The sequence below is a fragment of the Bacillus haynesii genome (genome assembly GCF_014042035.1).
GTDB classification, from domain to species: domain Bacteria; phylum Bacillota; class Bacilli; order Bacillales; family Bacillaceae; genus Bacillus; species Bacillus haynesii.
Genome location: NZ_CP059494.1, coordinates 2,945,001 through 2,962,745 on the forward strand (window position 1 = coordinate 2,945,001; position 17,745 = coordinate 2,962,745).

At 46.5% G+C, this 17,745-nt stretch carries 16 protein-coding genes and 2 rRNA genes (1 of these 18 cut by a window edge); all 18 read right to left on the reverse strand.

Annotated elements, in window-relative coordinates; all coding sequences use genetic code 11:
* Positions 1-327, reverse strand: a 23S ribosomal RNA gene (locus tag H2R00_RS14580); it reaches 2,596 nt to the left of the window's first position.
* Positions 328-501: 174 nt separating this feature from the next.
* Positions 502-2,043: ribosomal RNA gene (locus H2R00_RS14585) — 16S ribosomal RNA — on the reverse strand.
* The 16S and 23S rRNA genes sit together here, the layout of an rRNA operon.
* A 296-nt stretch (positions 2,044-2,339) precedes the next feature.
* Positions 2,340-3,839, reverse strand: a complete 1,500-nt coding sequence (gene lysS, locus H2R00_RS14590; protein ID WP_154994048.1) for a lysine--tRNA ligase — start codon at positions 3,837-3,839, stop codon at positions 2,340-2,342.
* An 84-nt stretch (positions 3,840-3,923) separates the two neighbouring features.
* Positions 3,924-4,925 carry a tRNA dihydrouridine synthase DusB gene (dusB, locus tag H2R00_RS14595; RefSeq protein ID WP_182069558.1) on the reverse strand — a complete coding sequence of 334 codons (1,002 nt, stop codon included), beginning with the start codon at positions 4,923-4,925 and terminating at the stop codon, positions 3,924-3,926.
* Between the two features lie 16 nt (positions 4,926-4,941).
* Positions 4,942-5,151 carry a helix-turn-helix domain-containing protein gene (locus H2R00_RS14600; protein ID WP_003178262.1) on the reverse strand — a complete coding sequence of 70 codons (210 nt, stop codon included), beginning with the start codon at positions 5,149-5,151 and terminating at the stop codon, positions 4,942-4,944.
* Positions 5,103-5,603 carry a 2-amino-4-hydroxy-6-hydroxymethyldihydropteridine diphosphokinase gene (gene folK / locus H2R00_RS14605; protein WP_154994041.1) on the reverse strand — a complete coding sequence of 167 codons (501 nt, stop codon included), beginning with the start codon at positions 5,601-5,603 and terminating at the stop codon, positions 5,103-5,105. Before folK ends, H2R00_RS14600 begins: the two co-directional genes overlap by 49 nt.
* A complete protein-coding gene (gene folB / locus H2R00_RS14610) occupies positions 5,600-5,962 on the reverse strand; it encodes a dihydroneopterin aldolase (RefSeq protein WP_154994051.1) in 363 nt (120 codons plus the stop codon). Before folB ends, folK begins: the two co-directional genes overlap by 4 nt.
* The gene (folP, locus tag H2R00_RS14615) at positions 5,955-6,812 is read right to left on the reverse strand and encodes a dihydropteroate synthase (RefSeq protein ID WP_154994043.1); all 858 of its coding nucleotides are present in this window, start codon (positions 6,810-6,812) and stop codon (positions 5,955-5,957) included. The genes folB and folP overlap by 8 nt, the downstream gene beginning before the upstream one ends.
* Before the next feature lie 17 nt (positions 6,813-6,829).
* Positions 6,830-7,687, reverse strand: a complete 858-nt coding sequence (pabC, locus tag H2R00_RS14620) for an aminodeoxychorismate lyase (protein WP_182069560.1) — start codon at positions 7,685-7,687, stop codon at positions 6,830-6,832.
* A complete protein-coding gene (pabA, locus tag H2R00_RS14625; RefSeq protein ID WP_154994046.1) occupies positions 7,684-8,268 on the reverse strand; it encodes an aminodeoxychorismate/anthranilate synthase component II in 585 nt (194 codons plus the stop codon). Before pabA ends, pabC begins: the two co-directional genes overlap by 4 nt.
* The gene (locus H2R00_RS14630; protein WP_182069562.1) at positions 8,265-9,695 is read right to left on the reverse strand and encodes an anthranilate synthase component I family protein; all 1,431 of its coding nucleotides are present in this window, start codon (positions 9,693-9,695) and stop codon (positions 8,265-8,267) included. The genes pabA and H2R00_RS14630 overlap by 4 nt, the downstream gene beginning before the upstream one ends.
* A gap of 199 nt (positions 9,696-9,894) precedes the next feature.
* Complete coding sequence (gene cysK / locus H2R00_RS14635) at positions 9,895-10,818, reverse strand: cysteine synthase A (RefSeq protein ID WP_154999103.1); 924 nt, start codon at positions 10,816-10,818, stop codon at positions 9,895-9,897.
* A gap of 68 nt (positions 10,819-10,886) precedes the next feature.
* Positions 10,887-11,783, reverse strand: coding sequence for a peptidyl-prolyl cis-trans isomerase (locus H2R00_RS14640; protein ID WP_182069564.1), 897 nt, complete (start codon positions 11,781-11,783; stop codon positions 10,887-10,889).
* 51 nt (positions 11,784-11,834) lie between these two features.
* Entirely contained in the window at positions 11,835-12,704 is an 870-nt protein-coding gene (hslO, locus tag H2R00_RS14645) for an Hsp33 family molecular chaperone HslO (RefSeq protein WP_182069566.1), read from the reverse strand.
* Between the two features lie 11 nt (positions 12,705-12,715).
* The gene (locus H2R00_RS14650; RefSeq protein WP_182069568.1) at positions 12,716-13,492 is read right to left on the reverse strand and encodes a type III pantothenate kinase; all 777 of its coding nucleotides are present in this window, start codon (positions 13,490-13,492) and stop codon (positions 12,716-12,718) included.
* Between the two features lie 201 nt (positions 13,493-13,693).
* Positions 13,694-15,613: an ATP-dependent zinc metalloprotease FtsH gene (ftsH, locus tag H2R00_RS14655; RefSeq protein ID WP_043926211.1), complete on the reverse strand. Its 1,920-nt coding sequence runs from the start codon at positions 15,611-15,613 to the stop codon at positions 13,694-13,696.
* A gap of 96 nt (positions 15,614-15,709) precedes the next feature.
* Positions 15,710-16,249 carry a hypoxanthine phosphoribosyltransferase gene (gene hpt / locus H2R00_RS14660; RefSeq protein ID WP_154994349.1) on the reverse strand — a complete coding sequence of 180 codons (540 nt, stop codon included), beginning with the start codon at positions 16,247-16,249 and terminating at the stop codon, positions 15,710-15,712.
* A complete protein-coding gene (gene tilS, locus H2R00_RS14665) occupies positions 16,233-17,663 on the reverse strand; it encodes a tRNA lysidine(34) synthetase TilS (RefSeq protein ID WP_182069577.1) in 1,431 nt (476 codons plus the stop codon). The genes hpt and tilS overlap by 17 nt, the downstream gene beginning before the upstream one ends.
* Positions 17,664-17,745 lie beyond the last annotated feature (82 nt).

Below are 17,745 nucleotides of genomic sequence, written 5' to 3' on the forward strand. Positions count from 1 at the left end.
TCTTTTGTAACTCCGTACAGAGTGTCCTACAACCCCAAGAGGCAAGCCTCTTGGTTTGGGCTAATCCCGTTTCGCTCGCCGCTACTCAGGGAATCGCATTTGCTTTCTCTTCCTCCGGGTACTTAGATGTTTCAGTTCCCCGGGTCTGCCTTCTCATATCCTATGAATTCAGATATGGATACTGCTCCATTACGAGCAGTGGGTTTCCATTCGGAAATCTCCGGATCAAAGCTTGCTTACAGCTCCCCGAAGCATATCGGTGTTCGTCCCGTCCTTCATCGGCTCCTAGTGCCAAGGCATCCACCGTGCGCCCTTTCTAACTTAACCGTTAAAAAGAATCACTACGTGATATCTTGCATTACAATTGAATGTGAATGTCTACTTTCGTTATCTAGTTTTCAAAGAACACGCTTTGAAGGAATGATCCTTCAAAACTAAACAAGATCTAAACGCACCTGTCTATAAGACCGCAAGGTCTTATATTCCGTATAATATCCTTAGAAAGGAGGTGATCCAGCCGCACCTTCCGATACGGCTACCTTGTTACGACTTCACCCCAATCATCTGTCCCACCTTCGGCGGCTGGCTCCAAAAGGTTACCTCACCGACTTCGGGTGTTACAAACTCGTGGTGTGACGGGCGGTGTGTACAAGGCCCGGGAACGTATTCACCGCGGCATGCTGATCCGCGATTACTAGCGATTCCAGCTTCACGCAGTCGAGTTGCAGACTGCGATCCGAACTGAGAACAGATTTGTGGGATTGGCTTAGCCTCGCGGCTTCGCTGCCCTTTGTTCTGCCCATTGTAGCACGTGTGTAGCCCAGGTCATAAGGGGCATGATGATTTGACGTCATCCCCACCTTCCTCCGGTTTGTCACCGGCAGTCACCTTAGAGTGCCCAACTGAATGCTGGCAACTAAGATCAAGGGTTGCGCTCGTTGCGGACTTAACCCAACATCTCACGACACGAGCTGACGACAACCATGCACCACCTGTCACTCTGCCCCGAAGGAAGCCCTATCTCTAGGGTTGTCAGAGGATGTCAAGACCTGGTAAGGTTCTTCGCGTTGCTTCGAATTAAACCACATGCTCCACCGCTTGTGCGGGCCCCCGTCAATTCCTTTGAGTTTCAGTCTTGCGACCGTACTCCCCAGGCGGAGTGCTTAATGCGTTTGCTGCAGCACTAAAGGGCGGAAACCCTCTAACACTTAGCACTCATCGTTTACGGCGTGGACTACCAGGGTATCTAATCCTGTTCGCTCCCCACGCTTTCGCGCCTCAGCGTCAGTTACAGACCAGAGAGTCGCCTTCGCCACTGGTGTTCCTCCACATCTCTACGCATTTCACCGCTACACGTGGAATTCCACTCTCCTCTTCTGCACTCAAGTTCCCCAGTTTCCAATGACCCTCCCGGTTGAGCCGGGGCTTTCACATCAGACTTAAGAAACCGCCTGCGCGCGCTTTACGCCCAATAATTCCGGACAACGCTTGCCACCTACGTATTACCGCGGCTGCTGGCACGTAGTTAGCCGTGGCTTTCTGGTTAGGTACCGTCAAGGTACCGCCCTATTCGAACGGTACTTGTTCTTCCCTAACAACAGAGTTTTACGATCCGAAAACCTTCATCACTCACGCGGCGTTGCTCCGTCAGACTTTCGTCCATTGCGGAAGATTCCCTACTGCTGCCTCCCGTAGGAGTCTGGGCCGTGTCTCAGTCCCAGTGTGGCCGATCACCCTCTCAGGTCGGCTACGCATCGTTGCCTTGGTGAGCCGTTACCTCACCAACTAGCTAATGCGCCGCGGGTCCATCTGTAAGTGGTAGCTAAAAGCCACCTTTTATAATTGAACCATGCGGTTCAATTAAGCATCCGGTATTAGCCCCGGTTTCCCGGAGTTATCCCAGTCTTACAGGCAGGTTACCCACGTGTTACTCACCCGTCCGCCGCTGACCTAAGGGAGCAAGCTCCCGTCGGTCCGCTCGACTTGCATGTATTAGGCACGCCGCCAGCGTTCGTCCTGAGCCAGGATCAAACTCTCCATGAAGTTTGATAATGACTACGCACATTCGCATGTGCGATTTATTTAATGAATTAACAGGTACGTTTGTCTTGTTTAGTTTTCAAAGATCATTATTAAAGCGACTTTTACATTGTATCCAATCTCGGATATAAAGTCAAGAACTTTTTTTGAAGTTCTTTTTTTCTTTCGCCGCCGTTTTGCGGCAACGAATAATAATATACCACCGTATTTATGATTGTGCAATACTTTTTTGAGAAAAAATTTAATTTGTTTTAAATGGGCAGCAGCCGCGTAACAAGCGGCTGCTGCCCGAAAGTTATTTAACGATGTCTCATTTGCGGGAATAGTAAAACGTCCCTGATTGAAGGAGAATTCGTCAAAAGCATGATCAGTCTGTCGATGCCGATTCCAAGACCGCCGGTAGGAGGCATTCCGTACTCCAGCGCTTCGACAAAGTCTTCATCCATCATATGCGCTTCATCGTTTCCTTCTTCACGTTCTTTTAATTGCGCTTCAAAGCGTTCTTTTTGGTCGATAGGATCATTTAATTCAGTAAATGCATTCGCGTGCTCACGACCTACGATAAACAGCTCAAAACGGTCCGTAAATCGAGGGTCTTCAGGATTTTTCTTAGCAAGCGGAGAAATTTCCACAGGGTGTCCGTATATAAAAGTAGGCTGAATCAACGTTTCTTCAACTTTTTGCTCGAAGAATTCATTAATGATATGTCCTACTGACATGCTTTCAGAAATTTCAATTCCGTGTTCTTTGGCAAATGCTCTTGCTTCTTCTACCGATACTTCTTTCCAGAAGTCTACACCGGTAGCTTCTTTAACAGCATCGACCATATGCAGTCTCTTCCATTCAGGCTTGAGGTCGACTTCATAATCTCCATATTGAACAGTCGTAGTGCCGAGCACTTCTTGTGCAATATGAGCAATGAGGTTTTCCGTCAAGCTCATAATATCTTTATAGTCAGCATAAGCTTCGTAAAGTTCGATCATCGTAAATTCAGGATTGTGTCGTGTGGAAACTCCTTCATTTCGGAATACACGTCCGATTTCATAGACTTTTTCCAACCCGCCGACAATCAGCCTTTTCAAATGGAGCTCGATAGCGATCCTCATATAAAGCGGCATATCAAGCGCATTATGATGTGTAATGAACGGACGGGCAGACGCTCCGCCCGGAATCGCGTGCATTGTAGGCGTTTCAACTTCTAAGTATCCGTGGTCATCTAAGTATCTTCTCATCGATTGAATGATTTTGCTTCGCGTAATAAACGTATTTTTGCTTTCCGGATTTACGATCAAATCCAAATAACGCTGACGGTAGCGCTGTTCGATGTCTTTTAATCCGTGATATTTATCCGGAAGCGGACGAAGGGCTTTTGTTAATAAATCAAAAGATGTAGCTTTTACAGACAATTCGCCTACATTCGTTTTAAACATGACGCCTGTAACGCCGACGATGTCCCCGAGGTCAGAGCTTTTAAACCATTCGTACTGTTCTTCACCGACACTGTCTTTTCTGACATAGATCTGAATCTGGCCCTTTAAATCCTGAATATGCGCGAATCCCGCTTTCCCTTTTCCGCGCTTTGTCATCATCCGGCCGGCAATCGTTACTTCAATGGCTTTTTCCTCTAATTCTTCTTTTGAGAATTCATTATACGATTCAATGAGTTCAGTTGATTGATGGGTGCGGTCAAAACGCTGTCCAAAAGGATCTTTTCCGCTTTCTCTCAATTGATTCATTTTATCGCGTCTAACTTGCAGCTGGTCGTTTAATTCTTCATGGTTATGCTCTTCATGACTCATCATATATCACTCCGTTACTTTTAGTCTTTCAGGAAAAAAGCAGAAAAACTGCCAGTGAAAACTGGCAGTGAGCAGAGGTCGGATTTATCCTACTTTTGCATCCTGAAGCTCTTTTGCCTCGGCTTCAATCGTAAATGCGTCTAAAAGCTGAACGAGCTCATCTCTCGTTTCGCAATGGTTGATTTCATTCCGGACCTTTGCGTTTCCTCTTATGCCTTTTAGATACCAGGCTGCGTGCTTTCTCATTTCGCGGACCGCAACATTTTCGCCTTTCAGCCCGATTAATCGGTCAAGGTGAAGTTTGCAGACAGACATTTTCTCACGCACTTTCGGCTCATCTTTCAATTCGCCTGTTTCCAAATAGTGAACCGTACGGTAAATCATCCACGGGTTACCCAGCGCTGCACGGCCGATCATGACACCGTCCACCCCTGTTTCATCAAGCATGCGTTTTGCATCTTGCGGAGTTTTGACATCACCGTTTCCGATTACCGGTATTGAAACGGACTGCTTCACTTCTTTGATAATATCCCAGTTCGCCGTTCCTTCGTACATTTGCACGCGAGTCCGTCCGTGAAGTGCGACCGCTTTTCCGCCGGCGCGTTCTACAGCTCTCGCATTCTCAATAGCAAAGATATGGTCTTCATCCCAGCCCATTCTCATTTTGACGGTCACCGGCTTGTCAACAGCCTCCACAACAGCTGAAACCATTTCATAAATTTTATTCGGATCAAGCAGCCATTTGGCTCCTGCATCACATTTTGTGATCTTTGGCACCGGACATCCCATGTTTATATCAATAATATCCGCAGTTGTGTTTTGGTCAACAAACTTCGCCGCTTCGACAAGCGTTTCTTTTTCGCCGCCGAAGATCTGCAGGCTGAGCGGTTTTTCACGTTCATCGATATAAAGCATTCCCATCGTTTTCGCATTATTGTAAAGGATCGCTTTATCGCTGACCATTTCTGCGCAGACCAAACCCGCTCCGAATTCCTTAACCGTCAAGCGGAAGGCGGAGTTGCAGACACCGGCCATCGGCGCAAGCACAACCCTGTTTTTTAATTCTATATCACCGATTTTAAACATTTTTAGTCCTCCTTTCTTATTCTTCTGATGGAGATAATTCCTCCACTGTTATATTTAAAGTATTGGCTACATCCCTGAGCATGCTTTCCGTCGGCATACGATTCCCGCGTTCTACTTCACCAAGCACAGAAACGGAAATACCCAATGCTTTGGCAAACCCTTCTTGAGTATAACCCTTCAGCTTTCGATATGCACGAATTCGTCTACCCCAGATTTCTGCTTCCATACTCTTACACCTTCTTGATTTTTCGCATGATTGACAGCTCCCTCAAGATCCGGATAAATTTCCAGCAGCGGGACGAGTACAAACAAACGTTCATGCATTCTAGGATGAGGAACGATAAGTTGCTCTGTCTCAATATTTTCACGATTATACAACAAAATGTCAAGGTCTGCAGTCCTCGGCCCCCATCTGATGTCGCGTTTGCGGCCGAGTTCTTTTTCAATGCGCTGAGTCAAATCAAGCAATTCAAACGGTGAAAGAGATGTTTTAATGGCTGCAGCCATGTTTAAAAATAGATCTTGGTCTGTATACCCGACAGGATCAGTTTCGTAAATCGACGAGATGTCCGTCACCTGTACAGACGGATGGTGATGGAGGAGAGAGACGGCTTTTTTTAAATATTCTTCCCGCCGGCCGATATTGGAGCCAAGCGCTATATATGCCGTGTTATTCATTTTCGCTTTCTCGTCATCTCGATGGCCACCGATTTATAGTGCCCCGGTATAGGAGGATCAGGCTTGACGACTTTGACCGTACATTCCTGAACCGCTTCAAACTTCTCCAGCACTTTTGCGGCAATCGTTTCCGCGAGGGTCTCCACAAGGTTGACCGGCTCTCCCTCCATAACCTCTTTGCACAGCTTATACAGTTCTGCATAATTAATGGTGGCATCAATATTATCCGTTTTCCCCGCTTCACTTAAGTCTAGAAAGGCTGTCAGATCAACGCGAAATCTTTGGCCAAGTTTGTTTTCTTCTTTGAAAACACCGTGATATCCGTAAAACTCCATGCCCTCTACATGCACTTTATCGATGATAAACGCCTCCTTTATCAATCATGGCATCCATCATTTTTGCCATCCTGGAGATTTGCTTGACGTCATGCACCCTGACGATATCGCATCCCTTTTGAATACCGAGGCATACTGTCGCCCCCGTACCTTCCGCCCTCTCCTCAGGCGGCAGATCCAGGACGCGGCCGATAAATTTTTTGCGTGACGTCCCCAATAAAACCGGGTATCCGAGTTCACTGAATTTCTCGAGCTGATTCATGACCGCCAAATTGTCTTGATACGTTTTGGCAAATCCGATACCGGGATCAAGTACGATGTGATGATCTTGAACGCCTGCTGATTTTGCAATGCTCACACATTCCATCAAATCAGACAGCATGTCCGGGATCAAGTCCTTATAATTCCGTTCCTCGCGGTTATGCATCAAGATAATCGGCACATTATGCGCGGCCGCAACCCGGGCCATGTCAGGGTCTGCTTTTGCTCCCCAGACATCATTGATGATCGCTGCACCAGCCTTAAGGGCTTCATCCGCCACTTTTGCTTTATATGTGTCGACGGAAATCGGGACGTCGATTTCCTGAACGAGTTTTTCAATTACAGGTATGACCCTTGACAGCTCCTCATCGAGAGAAACCTTTTCCGCCCCCGGCCTCGTCGATTCTCCTCCGATATCAAGGATATGGGCGCCGTCTTCGATCATTTGTTTTGCATGAATGACGGCGCGGTCGATGTTGTTATATTTTCCGCCGTCTGAAAAAGAATCGGGCGTCACATTTAAAATGCCCATGATCAATGTTTTATCTTCATAAGACAACGTGTATTGCTTTGCGATCAGCTGCTTTGAACGCACCGCTGTTTGAAGCGCCATATCCTTCACCCTTTAATTCAAATATAGTCTTTCGCTGCTTTTCTATCGTTAGTGTATGCCTCTTGCAGACGTTTCGACAAATTTCCATCCTTTCCCGGAAATTCAGTCATGCCGATTCTCCGGAATGGAACGATTTCCTGAACGGAATTGGTCATCCATGCTTCGTCCGCAAAGAGAAGCTCCTCCAGAGGGTATACCCCCTGTATGACTTCGATTCCCATATCTCCAAGGCGCTCGATGACATATCGCCGTGTGACGCCGCCTAATATGCCGGTATCAAGAGAAGGTGTATACACACATCTGTCTTTTTTCCAAAAAATGTTGGAAACGATTCCTTCGGCTACAGCTCCGCCTTCGGTAAGAAAAATCCCTTCTTTGGCAGCGTCGTGTCCGAGCTCCCTTTTTCCGTACAAATTATTTAAAAAGTGATGCGATTTCAAGCGGAACGGACCCTCTGGCGTATTGCGGCGGACCTGTAAGATGACGCCCTCCTTTTCAGCCGGAACGGATGCAGGCTGAAAAGGATTCATCATCACCATGACACCGGGGTTTTTGTATACTTCAGGAAAAAGGCCTGATTCGCCGGGGCCGGCAGATATATTTAGCCGGACCTTGGCATCCAGACTCGGCGGCTGATTCAACTGAAGCAGCCTGTCAAGAATGGCAAGCACTTCGCTTTTTGTCAGCTCAAGTTCAATTTTCAGCTGTTCCAAAGCGCTGTACAGTCTGTCCATATGCCAGTCTAAAAGGAAGGGCTTTCCTTCATAAAGGCGGAACGTTTCAAATACTCCAATTCCGTATAAAAAACCATGGTCAAAAGGAGAAAGCCTTGCTTCTTCCTCCTTCACATATTGACCGTTCAGGTAAATGATCATGCGTTCACTTTCTTTCGGTAAGTCTCAATAAAATTCTTCAGCATCTCCTTTCCGGAGGCGGTCATAATTGACTCCGGATGGAACTGAACGCCTTCAACCGGCAGTTCTTTATGCCTGATGGCCATAATCTCCCCTTCTTCCGTCCAAGCCGATGTCACAAAACAATCGGGCAGCGTATCCGGTTTGACGATCAAAGAATGGTACCTCGTGGCCGTGAGCGGATGTTCCAAGCCTTTAAAAACCGTCAACCCGTCGTGCGAAATCTCGGAAGTTTTCCCATGCATTAACCGTTCCGCCCTGACGACGTCGCCTCCGAAAACCTGGGCGATCGACTGGTGACCGAGACAGACCCCGAAAATCGGTATCTTCCCGGCAAAATGGCGGATTGCTTCAAGGCTGATTCCGGCCTCATCCGGACTGCAAGGTCCAGGAGAAATCATCAAAAAGTCAGGCGACATATCCTCTATTTCCTGAAGTGTGATCTCATCGTTCCGCTTGACGACCAACTCCTCGCCAAGCTCGCCTAAATACTGAACCAAGTTGTACGTAAACGAATCGTAATTGTCGATCATTAGAATCATATCTCAGCTCTCCTCTGCTCTTTTTTCTCTTCTTCACTCAACTGCAGCGCTTTTTTCATCGCCAGGGCCTTTTTAATTGACTCTTTATATTCATGCTTAGGGTTGGAATCGATGACGATTCCCGCTCCCGACTGCATGAACGCCTGGCCCGCTTTCACATAAATCGTTCGGATGACGATATTAAAGTGCATATCCTGATTATATCCGAACCACCCTATAGAACCAGTATAAAGCCCCCGCCTCGTCGGCTCAAGCTCCTCAATAATTTCCATCGTTCTGACTTTCGGCGCTCCGGTGATCGTACCGCCGGGAAACACGGCATGGATGACATCCACGGCACCACATTCGTCCCTTAGTTCACCGCACACATTTGAGACGATATGCATGACGTGGGAATACTTCTCAATCACCATGAATTCATCGACCCGGACCGAACCGTACTTGGAGACCCTGCCGAGGTCATTACGCTCTAAATCAACGAGCATCACATGTTCGGCGCGCTCTTTTTCATTCATGATCAATTCGTTCGCGAGCGCTTCATCCTCCGCTTCATCCGCTCCGCGGGATCTTGTCCCGGCAATCGGCCTTGTTTCAAGCCTGCTGCCCTTTTTCTTAATGAGCAGTTCAGGCGACCCGCAGATGATTTGAAAATCCGGGGCTTCCAAGTAGGCCATGTACGGCGAAGGGTTGATTTCTCTTAATATCTTGTATACCTCATAAGGCGGCGCAGAAAGGCGCTCCGATTGGCGAACGGAAAGGTTCACCTGAAATACGTCACCGCTTGCGATGTATTGTTTCACTTTCTCAACGGCCTGAGAAAAGCTGTCTTCTGTAAATGAGGCCGCGAATGACGGGCTTTTATTATCATTTGGTTGATGACCGCCTGCGGTCTTCGGATGTTCCGTCTTCCACATTTGCTCAAGTCTGTCCAATTTCTCTTCCGCAGCGGCCGGCGTTTCTTCATCGGTGTGGGTAATCACCCAAAGCTGCTGCTGCTTATGGTCATAGACGGCTATATCATCAAATACGAGAAAGAATAAATCCGGCGTTTGCAGATCATCGATAGACAGGATTTTGAATTTCTCAATATACCGGGCATAGTCATAGCCTAGAAAACCGACAGCCCCGCCCTGAAAGTCGGGAAAATCTGCAACCGTCTCCGTTTTCAGCGTTTCAAACCACTGAGAAAACTGCTGAAACGGATCCCCCTCTTTGAATATGATGTCTCCTTTATATTGAATTGTCGTGATGCCGTCTTTCCCTTTCGCTATTGCGACAGGGTCGAGCCCGGCTATGCTGTATTCTCCGCCTCTCGCGCTTTCCAGCAGAACGTGGTATTCTTTTCCTTTCGAAAGGCTTTCATATTGCTGCAAAAACCGTTGATTGGAAAATGGGAACGCTCTGGCTACAGGCCTTCGTTGTCTCATCGTATCATTCCTCTGCCGTTAGTCTAATGTCCTTATTGTAATGCATATCTTTTTTCTAGGAAAAGAGAATTTCATTTCCAATATAGAAAAAAGTCCTTGAGCATGTTCACTCAAGGACACCGAGTTTTTAAAAGGGATGCGCCTCATGACAAACAAAAGGCCGCCGACATCGTCGGCAGCCTCCCGTTTCAGCTGGAGCCTATTCAAATTGATAAAGAGGCGTGCTTAAGTATCTCTCTCCGTTACTAGGCAGCACAGCGAGAACTTTTTTGCCTTTTCCAAGCTTTTTAGCGACTTGAAGAGCAGCACAGATCGCCGCGCCTGAAGAAATTCCTCCGAGAATTCCTTCTTCTCTCGCCGCTTTACGGGCAAATTCAAAGGCTTCTTCGTTTTTCACTGTAATGATTTCATCGTAAATTTCCGTATTCAAGATTTCCGGAACGAAGCCCGCTCCGATTCCCTGAATTTTGTGCGGACCTGGTTTTCCTCCGGAAAGAACAGGAGAATCAGTCGGTTCCACCGCAAAAATCTTGATGGACGGATTTTTTTCTTTCAGGACTTCCCCGGCACCCGTTATGGTTCCGCCGGTTCCGATGCCTGCAATGAATGCATCTAAACCGTCTCCGAATTGTTCAGCAATTTCTTTCCCCGTCGTGCGGCGGTGAACTTCTGCGTTTGCAGGATTGTTAAATTGCTGAGGCATAAAATAGCCGTGTTCCTCAGCCAGTTCTTCCGCTTTTTTAATCGCGCCTTTCATTCCTTCAGCACCCGGAGTCAGTACAAGCTCAGCTCCATATGCACGCAGAAGGTTGCGGCGCTCAGAACTCATTGTATCAGGCATAACAAGAATCGCTTTGATGCCTTTCGCTGCAGCGACCATGGCAAGTCCGATTCCCGTATTTCCGCTTGTCGGTTCAATCAGTGTATCTCCTTCTTTCAGAAGGCCTTTCTCCTCAGCGTCTTCTATCATAGCAAGCGCGATCCGGTCTTTTACGCTGCTTCCGGGGTTCATATACTCCAGTTTCACATATACTTCAGCACTGTCTTCATCAACTAGTCGATTTAATTTAACGACAGGTGTATTTCCGATTAAGTCATAAACAGAGTTTGCAACGCGAACCATTTGAACACCTCAATTTCCGAGTAATTTTATTGGGATTATATCTAATTTATCAATATCAAAATATTTTGTCAATCTTTATTTTTTTCGTCATAAAACCAGGATACTTTCGCATCTTTCCATAGTGTCTTGACCGAAGCTTTGTCGCCTAATTGATCCATCGCGATCTGCCTTCTGATTTGATTTTTTACTTCGCTGTAAGTGAAAGCTTGCCTCGGGAGCTTTTCTTTGAGCTGGATGATCGCATAGCCCTGGCTCGTTTTAATCGGTTCATCCACCCATTGATTTTCCTTTAGTTGCTCGGCTTTCGCTAAATATTCGGCCGGAACGTTTTCATGCTGATCATTGACGAATCCGAGGTCGCCGCCGTAAGGAGCCGTATACCGGTCAGTCGAGTGCTCAGCTGCGGCTGCTTCGAAGCTGGATCCTTCCTTCAGCTCTTTAAGAACTTGTTCTGCTTCGTCTTTATCTTTGACAACGATATGTTTGAGGCGGTAAGAATCATCGAATTTATATAAGTCCTTATTTTTGTTATAGAATGACTTCAATTCGCTGTCAGAAATCACAATGTCTTTTGTCAGGAGCTCTTCAAGAAGAATATTATGCCTGATCTGTTCTTTCCATTCTTTTTCTGTCGTGTCTTGGTCTTCGTAGAAGGAATTGTATACAGCTTTAATAAGCAGAAATTCTCTTTCAATGTCATCATCAGACACTTTGATCTTGTTTTTTTCGGCCATTTGGGTAACAACGCGGTCGTTGATCATATCTTCAAGCGTTGATTTTCCATAGCGCTCTTCCATTTCGCTCAGCCATTCTTCACGCGTGATACCGTTTTTTCCGATATGTGCAATGACTTCTTGAGCTGATGATGAAGAAGCTGTCTGCGCTTTCGTCAGAACATACGCGATCACGATACAATTGACGAAAATCGCACCTAAAATAATCGGCCAAAGTGTTCTTGATTTCAATATGGTTTCTCCCCTTTCCCCATTGTAAAAGACCCGCTACTGCTAGCGGGCTTATATTTCATCTCGAAGCGCTTCAAGCTCTTCCTTTGTAAACAGATACGTTTCATTGCAAAAATGGCATTGAGCCTCAGCTTGGCCATCTTCATCAATCATCAGTTGAATTTCATCTTTGCCAAGACCGATGATGCCTCTCGCGAAACGTTCTTTTGAACAATTGCATGTAAACTGAACAGGAACGGTTTCCAGTATTTCCGGTTCTTCTCCCAATACCGCAGCCAGCACTTCCTCAGGTGTCAGACCTTTCTGAATCAGCTTTGAAATGGGCTCCACTTGAGAAAGGTTTGTTTCAAGCTTCGTGATGGTTTCATCGTCCGTGCCCGGCAGCAGCTGAATGATAAATCCGCCTGCAGCTAAAATCGTATTGTCGGGGTTGACGAGCACCCCTACACCCACCGAAGAAGGAACCTGCTCAGAAGACACGAGATAATATGTAAAATCCTCGCCGATTTCTCCGGAAACGATTTCAACCTGGCCTGTAAATAAATCGCGGAGACCGAGATCTTTTACTACGCTTAGCGTGCCGGACGTGCCGACGGCTCTTCTGACGTCAAGTTTGCCGTGTTCATTTAAGTCGAAATGAACGTGCGGATTGGACACGTATCCTCTGACATCTCCTTTTGCATTCCCGTCAGCGACAATCGCGCCGATCGGTCCGCCTCCTTCAATCTTAACGGTAAGCTTGTCTTCGCCTTTCAGCATAGCGCCGAGCATGACAGCCGCCGTCATCGTTCTTCCTAAAGCGGCGGATGCGGTAGGCCATGTGTTATGCCTTCTTTGGGCTTCATGAATCGTTTCTGTTGTATTCGCTGCATATGCCCTCACTTTGCCGTCATATGCGATGGCTTTCACTAAATAATCCATACCTTATCCTCCTATACACTTTCAATACGATTCCGTTCATAAATAAGCTCTAGTCCCTTCAACGTAAGGAACGGATCAACAATATCGATGCAGTCCGATTCATCTGCAATCAAAGAAGCAAGACCGCCCGTCGCAATGACTTTAGGATTTTTCTTGGACTGCCATTTCATCCGCTTGACAATGCCTTCAACCTGTCCGACATAGCCGTAAAGGATTCCGGACTGCATCGCGCTGACCGTACTTTTGCCGACAATATGTTCAGGCCGTGCAATTTCAATTCTGGGAAGCTTGGCAGCTCTTGAATAAAGCGCTTCAGTTGAAATCGTGATGCCCGGCGCGATCGCACCGCCCATGTACTCCTTGCGCTCGTTAATATAACAGTACGTCGTAGCCGTTCCAAAATCAACGACAATCAGGGGACTTCCATAGAGATGAATAGCCGCCACTGCATTTACAATGCGGTCTGCTCCGACTTCTTTCGGATTATCGTATTTTATGTTTAATCCTGTTTTCATTCCCGGACCGACAATCTGAGGCTCGATCTGAAAATATTTGATACACATTCTTTCGAGGGAGAACATGATCGGAGGTACAACCGATGAAATAATAATCCCTTCGATCTGGTCAAACATCAGTCCGACATAATCAAACAAAGAACGAAGAAGCATGCCGAATTCGTCTTCCGTTTTATGGCGGCTTGTCTCAATCCGCCAATGATATTCGAGCTCTCCTTCGTGGTAGATGCCAAGGACGGTGTTTGTATTTCCCACATCTATAACAAGCAACATTCTGATCACCACTTTTGACTAGTTTCTCTTACTTGGACATAAAACATTCTACCATCATACAATACACGATGCCGATTCTGTTTGTAAACGAATCAAACCGGCGTGAAGAAAGATTTTCCAAAGCAGATTTTTAAGCCATAAAAAAAGAAAAACTGCCAAAAGCAAGCTTGGCAGTTTTTCTAAAGAGGCGAAAAAGTGTCACTACTCTTTTTCATCCTCGTTTTTCTCTTCGTCATCTCGTTTATTGATGTTAACTTTCACATCATCTGTCTTCTCCTGATCATCCGAATATGTGCGATCAGGAAGTCTTCCGTGCTCAGACAAATGTTTGATTTGTTCAGCGTCGAGCGTTTCAACTTCGAGCAATGTTTGAGCAATCAGCTCAAGTTTGTCGCGATTTTCAGTAAGGATTGTTTTTGCACGTTCATAACATTCCTTAATGAAGCGCTGAATTTCTTTATCGATTTCATACGCAATCGCGTCGCTGTAGTTTTGGTCATTGTTGAAATCGCGTCCCAAGAACACTTGCCCGCCTTGCGATTGTCCGAATTGAAGAGGACCGAGCTTTTCAGACATACCGAATTCGGTTACCATTCGTCTGGCAATGCCTGTAGCGCGCTGGAAGTCGTTATGGGCACCCGTGCTGACCTCACCGAAGATGATTTCTTCAGCCACACGGCCTCCAAGCAAGCCGACGATCTTATCGAGAAGTTCGGGTTTGGTTTGGAAATAACGGTCTTCCTTAGGAAGCATGACGGCATATCCGCCTGCTTGGCCGCGCGGTACAATCGTTACTTTATGCACCATATCCGCTTCATCCAAGACAAGTCCGATAACGGTGTGTCCCGCCTCGTGATAAGCCACGATATTGCGTTCTTTTTTCGAGATCACCCTGCTTTTCTTCGCAGGTCCGGCGATGACGCGGTCTGTCGCTTCATCGATGTCTCGCATATCGATCTTTTTCTTATCTTGACGCGCCGCTACGAGAGCCGCTTCATTTAGAAGGTTTTCAAGGTCTGCACCTGAGAATCCAGGCGTCCGCATCGCGATCGCTTTTAAGTTTACGGATTCATCAAGCGGCTTGTTTCTTGCGTGTACTTGAAGTACAGCTTCACGGCCTTTGACATCCGGGCGGTCAACGGTAATTTGACGGTCAAAACGTCCCGGGCGCAACAATGCAGGGTCTAAAATATCGGCGCGGTTTGTCGCAGCGATAATAATGATTCCTTCATTGGCGCTGAATCCGTCCATTTCAACAAGAAGCTGGTTGAGCGTCTGTTCACGTTCATCGTGACCTCCGCCAAGTCCTGCTCCCCGCTGGCGTCCGACAGCATCAATCTCATCGATGAAAATCAGACACGGCGCATTTTTCTTGGCGTTTTCGAACAAGTCGCGAACACGTGATGCACCAACCCCGACGAACATTTCAACGAAGTCAGATCCGCTGATGCTGAAGAAAGGCACCCCTGCTTCACCGGCACAAGCTTTCGCCAGCAATGTTTTACCGGTACCCGGAGGTCCGACCAAAAGCACGCCTTTCGGAATCCTTGCTCCGAGTTCGGCGAATTTGCGGGGATCCTTGAGGAAATCAACGACTTCCACAAGCTCTTGCTTTTCTTCATCCGCTCCTGCCACATCTTTGAATTTGACGCGTTTCTTTTCTTCTGTATAGAGCTTCGCCTTGCTTTTTCCAAAGTTCATAACACGGCTGCCGCCGCCTTGAGCCTGATTAAGCAGGAAGAAGAAAAGAATGAAGATAATAACAAAAGGGATGATGGTGGTAAAGAACGTCATCCATCCATTTGCTTCCTGTGCAGGTTCTATTTGTATCTTCGTTTTTTTCACTTGATCAATGATTTGATCTGCCCCTTTTCCTTCAGGAACATGGGTCAGGAAATACTGATCTTTCTCATAGGTCGTCAGCTGCCCTCGAACCTCGTACACACCCCTGACAGGCTGGATCGAGACATTTTCTACCTTCCCGTTATCTAGGTTTGAAACAAAGTCACTATACGTCATATTCTCTGTTTTCGGATTTGCGGTTTGGAAGTAGCTCACAACTCCGATCACAACTAATAAAATAAGTAAATAAAAAATGGTATTACGGAAGACCCGATTCATTCCTTACCTCCTCCCACAGTAAGCACAACTATGTTCAATAGTATCATAGAAAATCGTTCCAATACAACAGATATCCCTTTCGCTAACAAGCCCGAATCAGCTCTCATAAACCGCAGGTTTCAGCACTCCGATGTACGGAAGGTTACGATAGCGTTCAGCATAATCGAGACCATATCCGACAACGAAAGCATCGGGAACTTCAAAGCCGACGTAATCCGCTTTGATATCCGCTTTTCGTCCGCTTGGTTTATCAAGAAGGGTTACGATCTTAATCGATTTTGCTTTGCGGTATCGGAAAAGCTCTACAAGATAACTCAAGGTTAGCCCACTGTCGATGATATCCTCAATAATTAAGATGTCACGGCCCTCTACAGATGTGTCCAAATCCTTTATGATTTTTACCTCTCCGGAAGAAACCGTGGAACTGCCGTAGCTTGATACATCCATGAAATCCATTTCCAAATATGTATCAATATGCTTCAAAAGATCAGCCATAAACGGCATGGCTCCCTTTAACACACCGATTGCCAGCGGAAACTTGCCGCTGTACTCTTCTGTCAGAGACGCGCCCAGCTCCTTGACTTTCTTTTGGATCTCTTCTTCTGAGATCAAGATATTTTCAATATCCTGTTTCATTCTTTGCTAGCCCCCTACACTTTTCATGCTGTCTATATTGTAATACAATGCGATCATTGTTTGTAACATCAAGTTCCTCAAAAATGGTTTTTTTCAGACCAGGTATCCAGATAATGTTTCCAACCGCGTCTGTTACAATGGGCCAGCTGTCTCTTTTCGAAAGAGGCACTTTTTCATCAATAAATATATCTTTAACCTTTTTTGAGCCGTTCATCCCTTTAAGTTTGACTCGGTCTCCGTTTTGCCTTGTCCGTACATAAAGGGGAAACTGAACCTGCTTGGGACTTGTTGCAAAAACATCATTTCCTTGCAGCTTCCGGGTTGAACCGGGTCCGCTCACATGAAGGGAGGAGCCGTCGGGAAGCATCAGTTCTTCTTCGTCTGCCCCGCTTATTTCATAATGATAGGAAACATTTTCACATTGTAAACGCTGAAATGTAAACAAACATGTATGATAAGATTTTGCAACTTTTAACCCATTCGGAAAATCAAGGGAACCGGATGGTCCAGCTTGTGAAATCCAATCCAGAAACACTTGAATATGATGGGCTGAAAACGCTGATGGAACGTTTTCATAAAGATAGTTTAATATTAGATGAACTCCCCTTCTTTGTAAAGGCATAGGGAGCGCAAGAAGTCGGTCGATGCTGATTTCGACACCGGAACTTGACTTGCTTGTGATTACTGTATTCATTTTGTCTTTCGTTAATGCCTGTAAGTATAATTCGTCTTCTGTCAGGAATTCACTGACGGATTGAAACCTTTTATGGACATCTTCCGACTCTTTCTTCAGAAAAGGGAGAACATGGTGCCTGAACCGGTTCCTGGTGTAGTCATCCTCACTGTTGCTCGGATCGGTTCTAAACGGTATTCGATTCTCTTTGCAATAAGCCAAAAGATCATCCTTTGACAGCCTTAGAAACGGCCTGAGCAGCCAGCCGCTGTCAAAACGGCGCTTTGGCTGAATTCCGGCAAGCCCGATCCCGACTGTGCCTTTTGCCATCTTCATCAGCATCGTCTCCACCTGATCATCTCCATGATGAGCCAGAACCAGGTATTCAGCCTGATGCCTTTTCATTAACTCCTGAAAAAACGCATAGCGGCATTCTCTCGCAGCAGCCTGTTTATTCAGATTGTTTTCAGCGGCAAATGTCAGGACATCGATTTGCACCGCCTCGCATTGTATGCCTTCCGCCTCACAGTAGTCCTGAACGAACCGCATATCACGTTCAGACTCTTCGCCTCTGAACATATGATCGACGTGTGCGGCAATCAGCGTTGCGGAGGCAGGAACCGTACGGTGCAGAGCATGCAGCAGCGCCATCGAATCAGGCCCGCCGGAGACACCTGCAATCAGCGTCACTCCATCAAATGACAGTTCGTATTTTTTCATGAAATCTTCAATACTTTTCACAATGTCCTCCCACTAAGAGCAGGGTGTATTTCAAAAGATATAAATATCCTAACACTTTCAATCGGTCCCTGCAAAGAAGAGC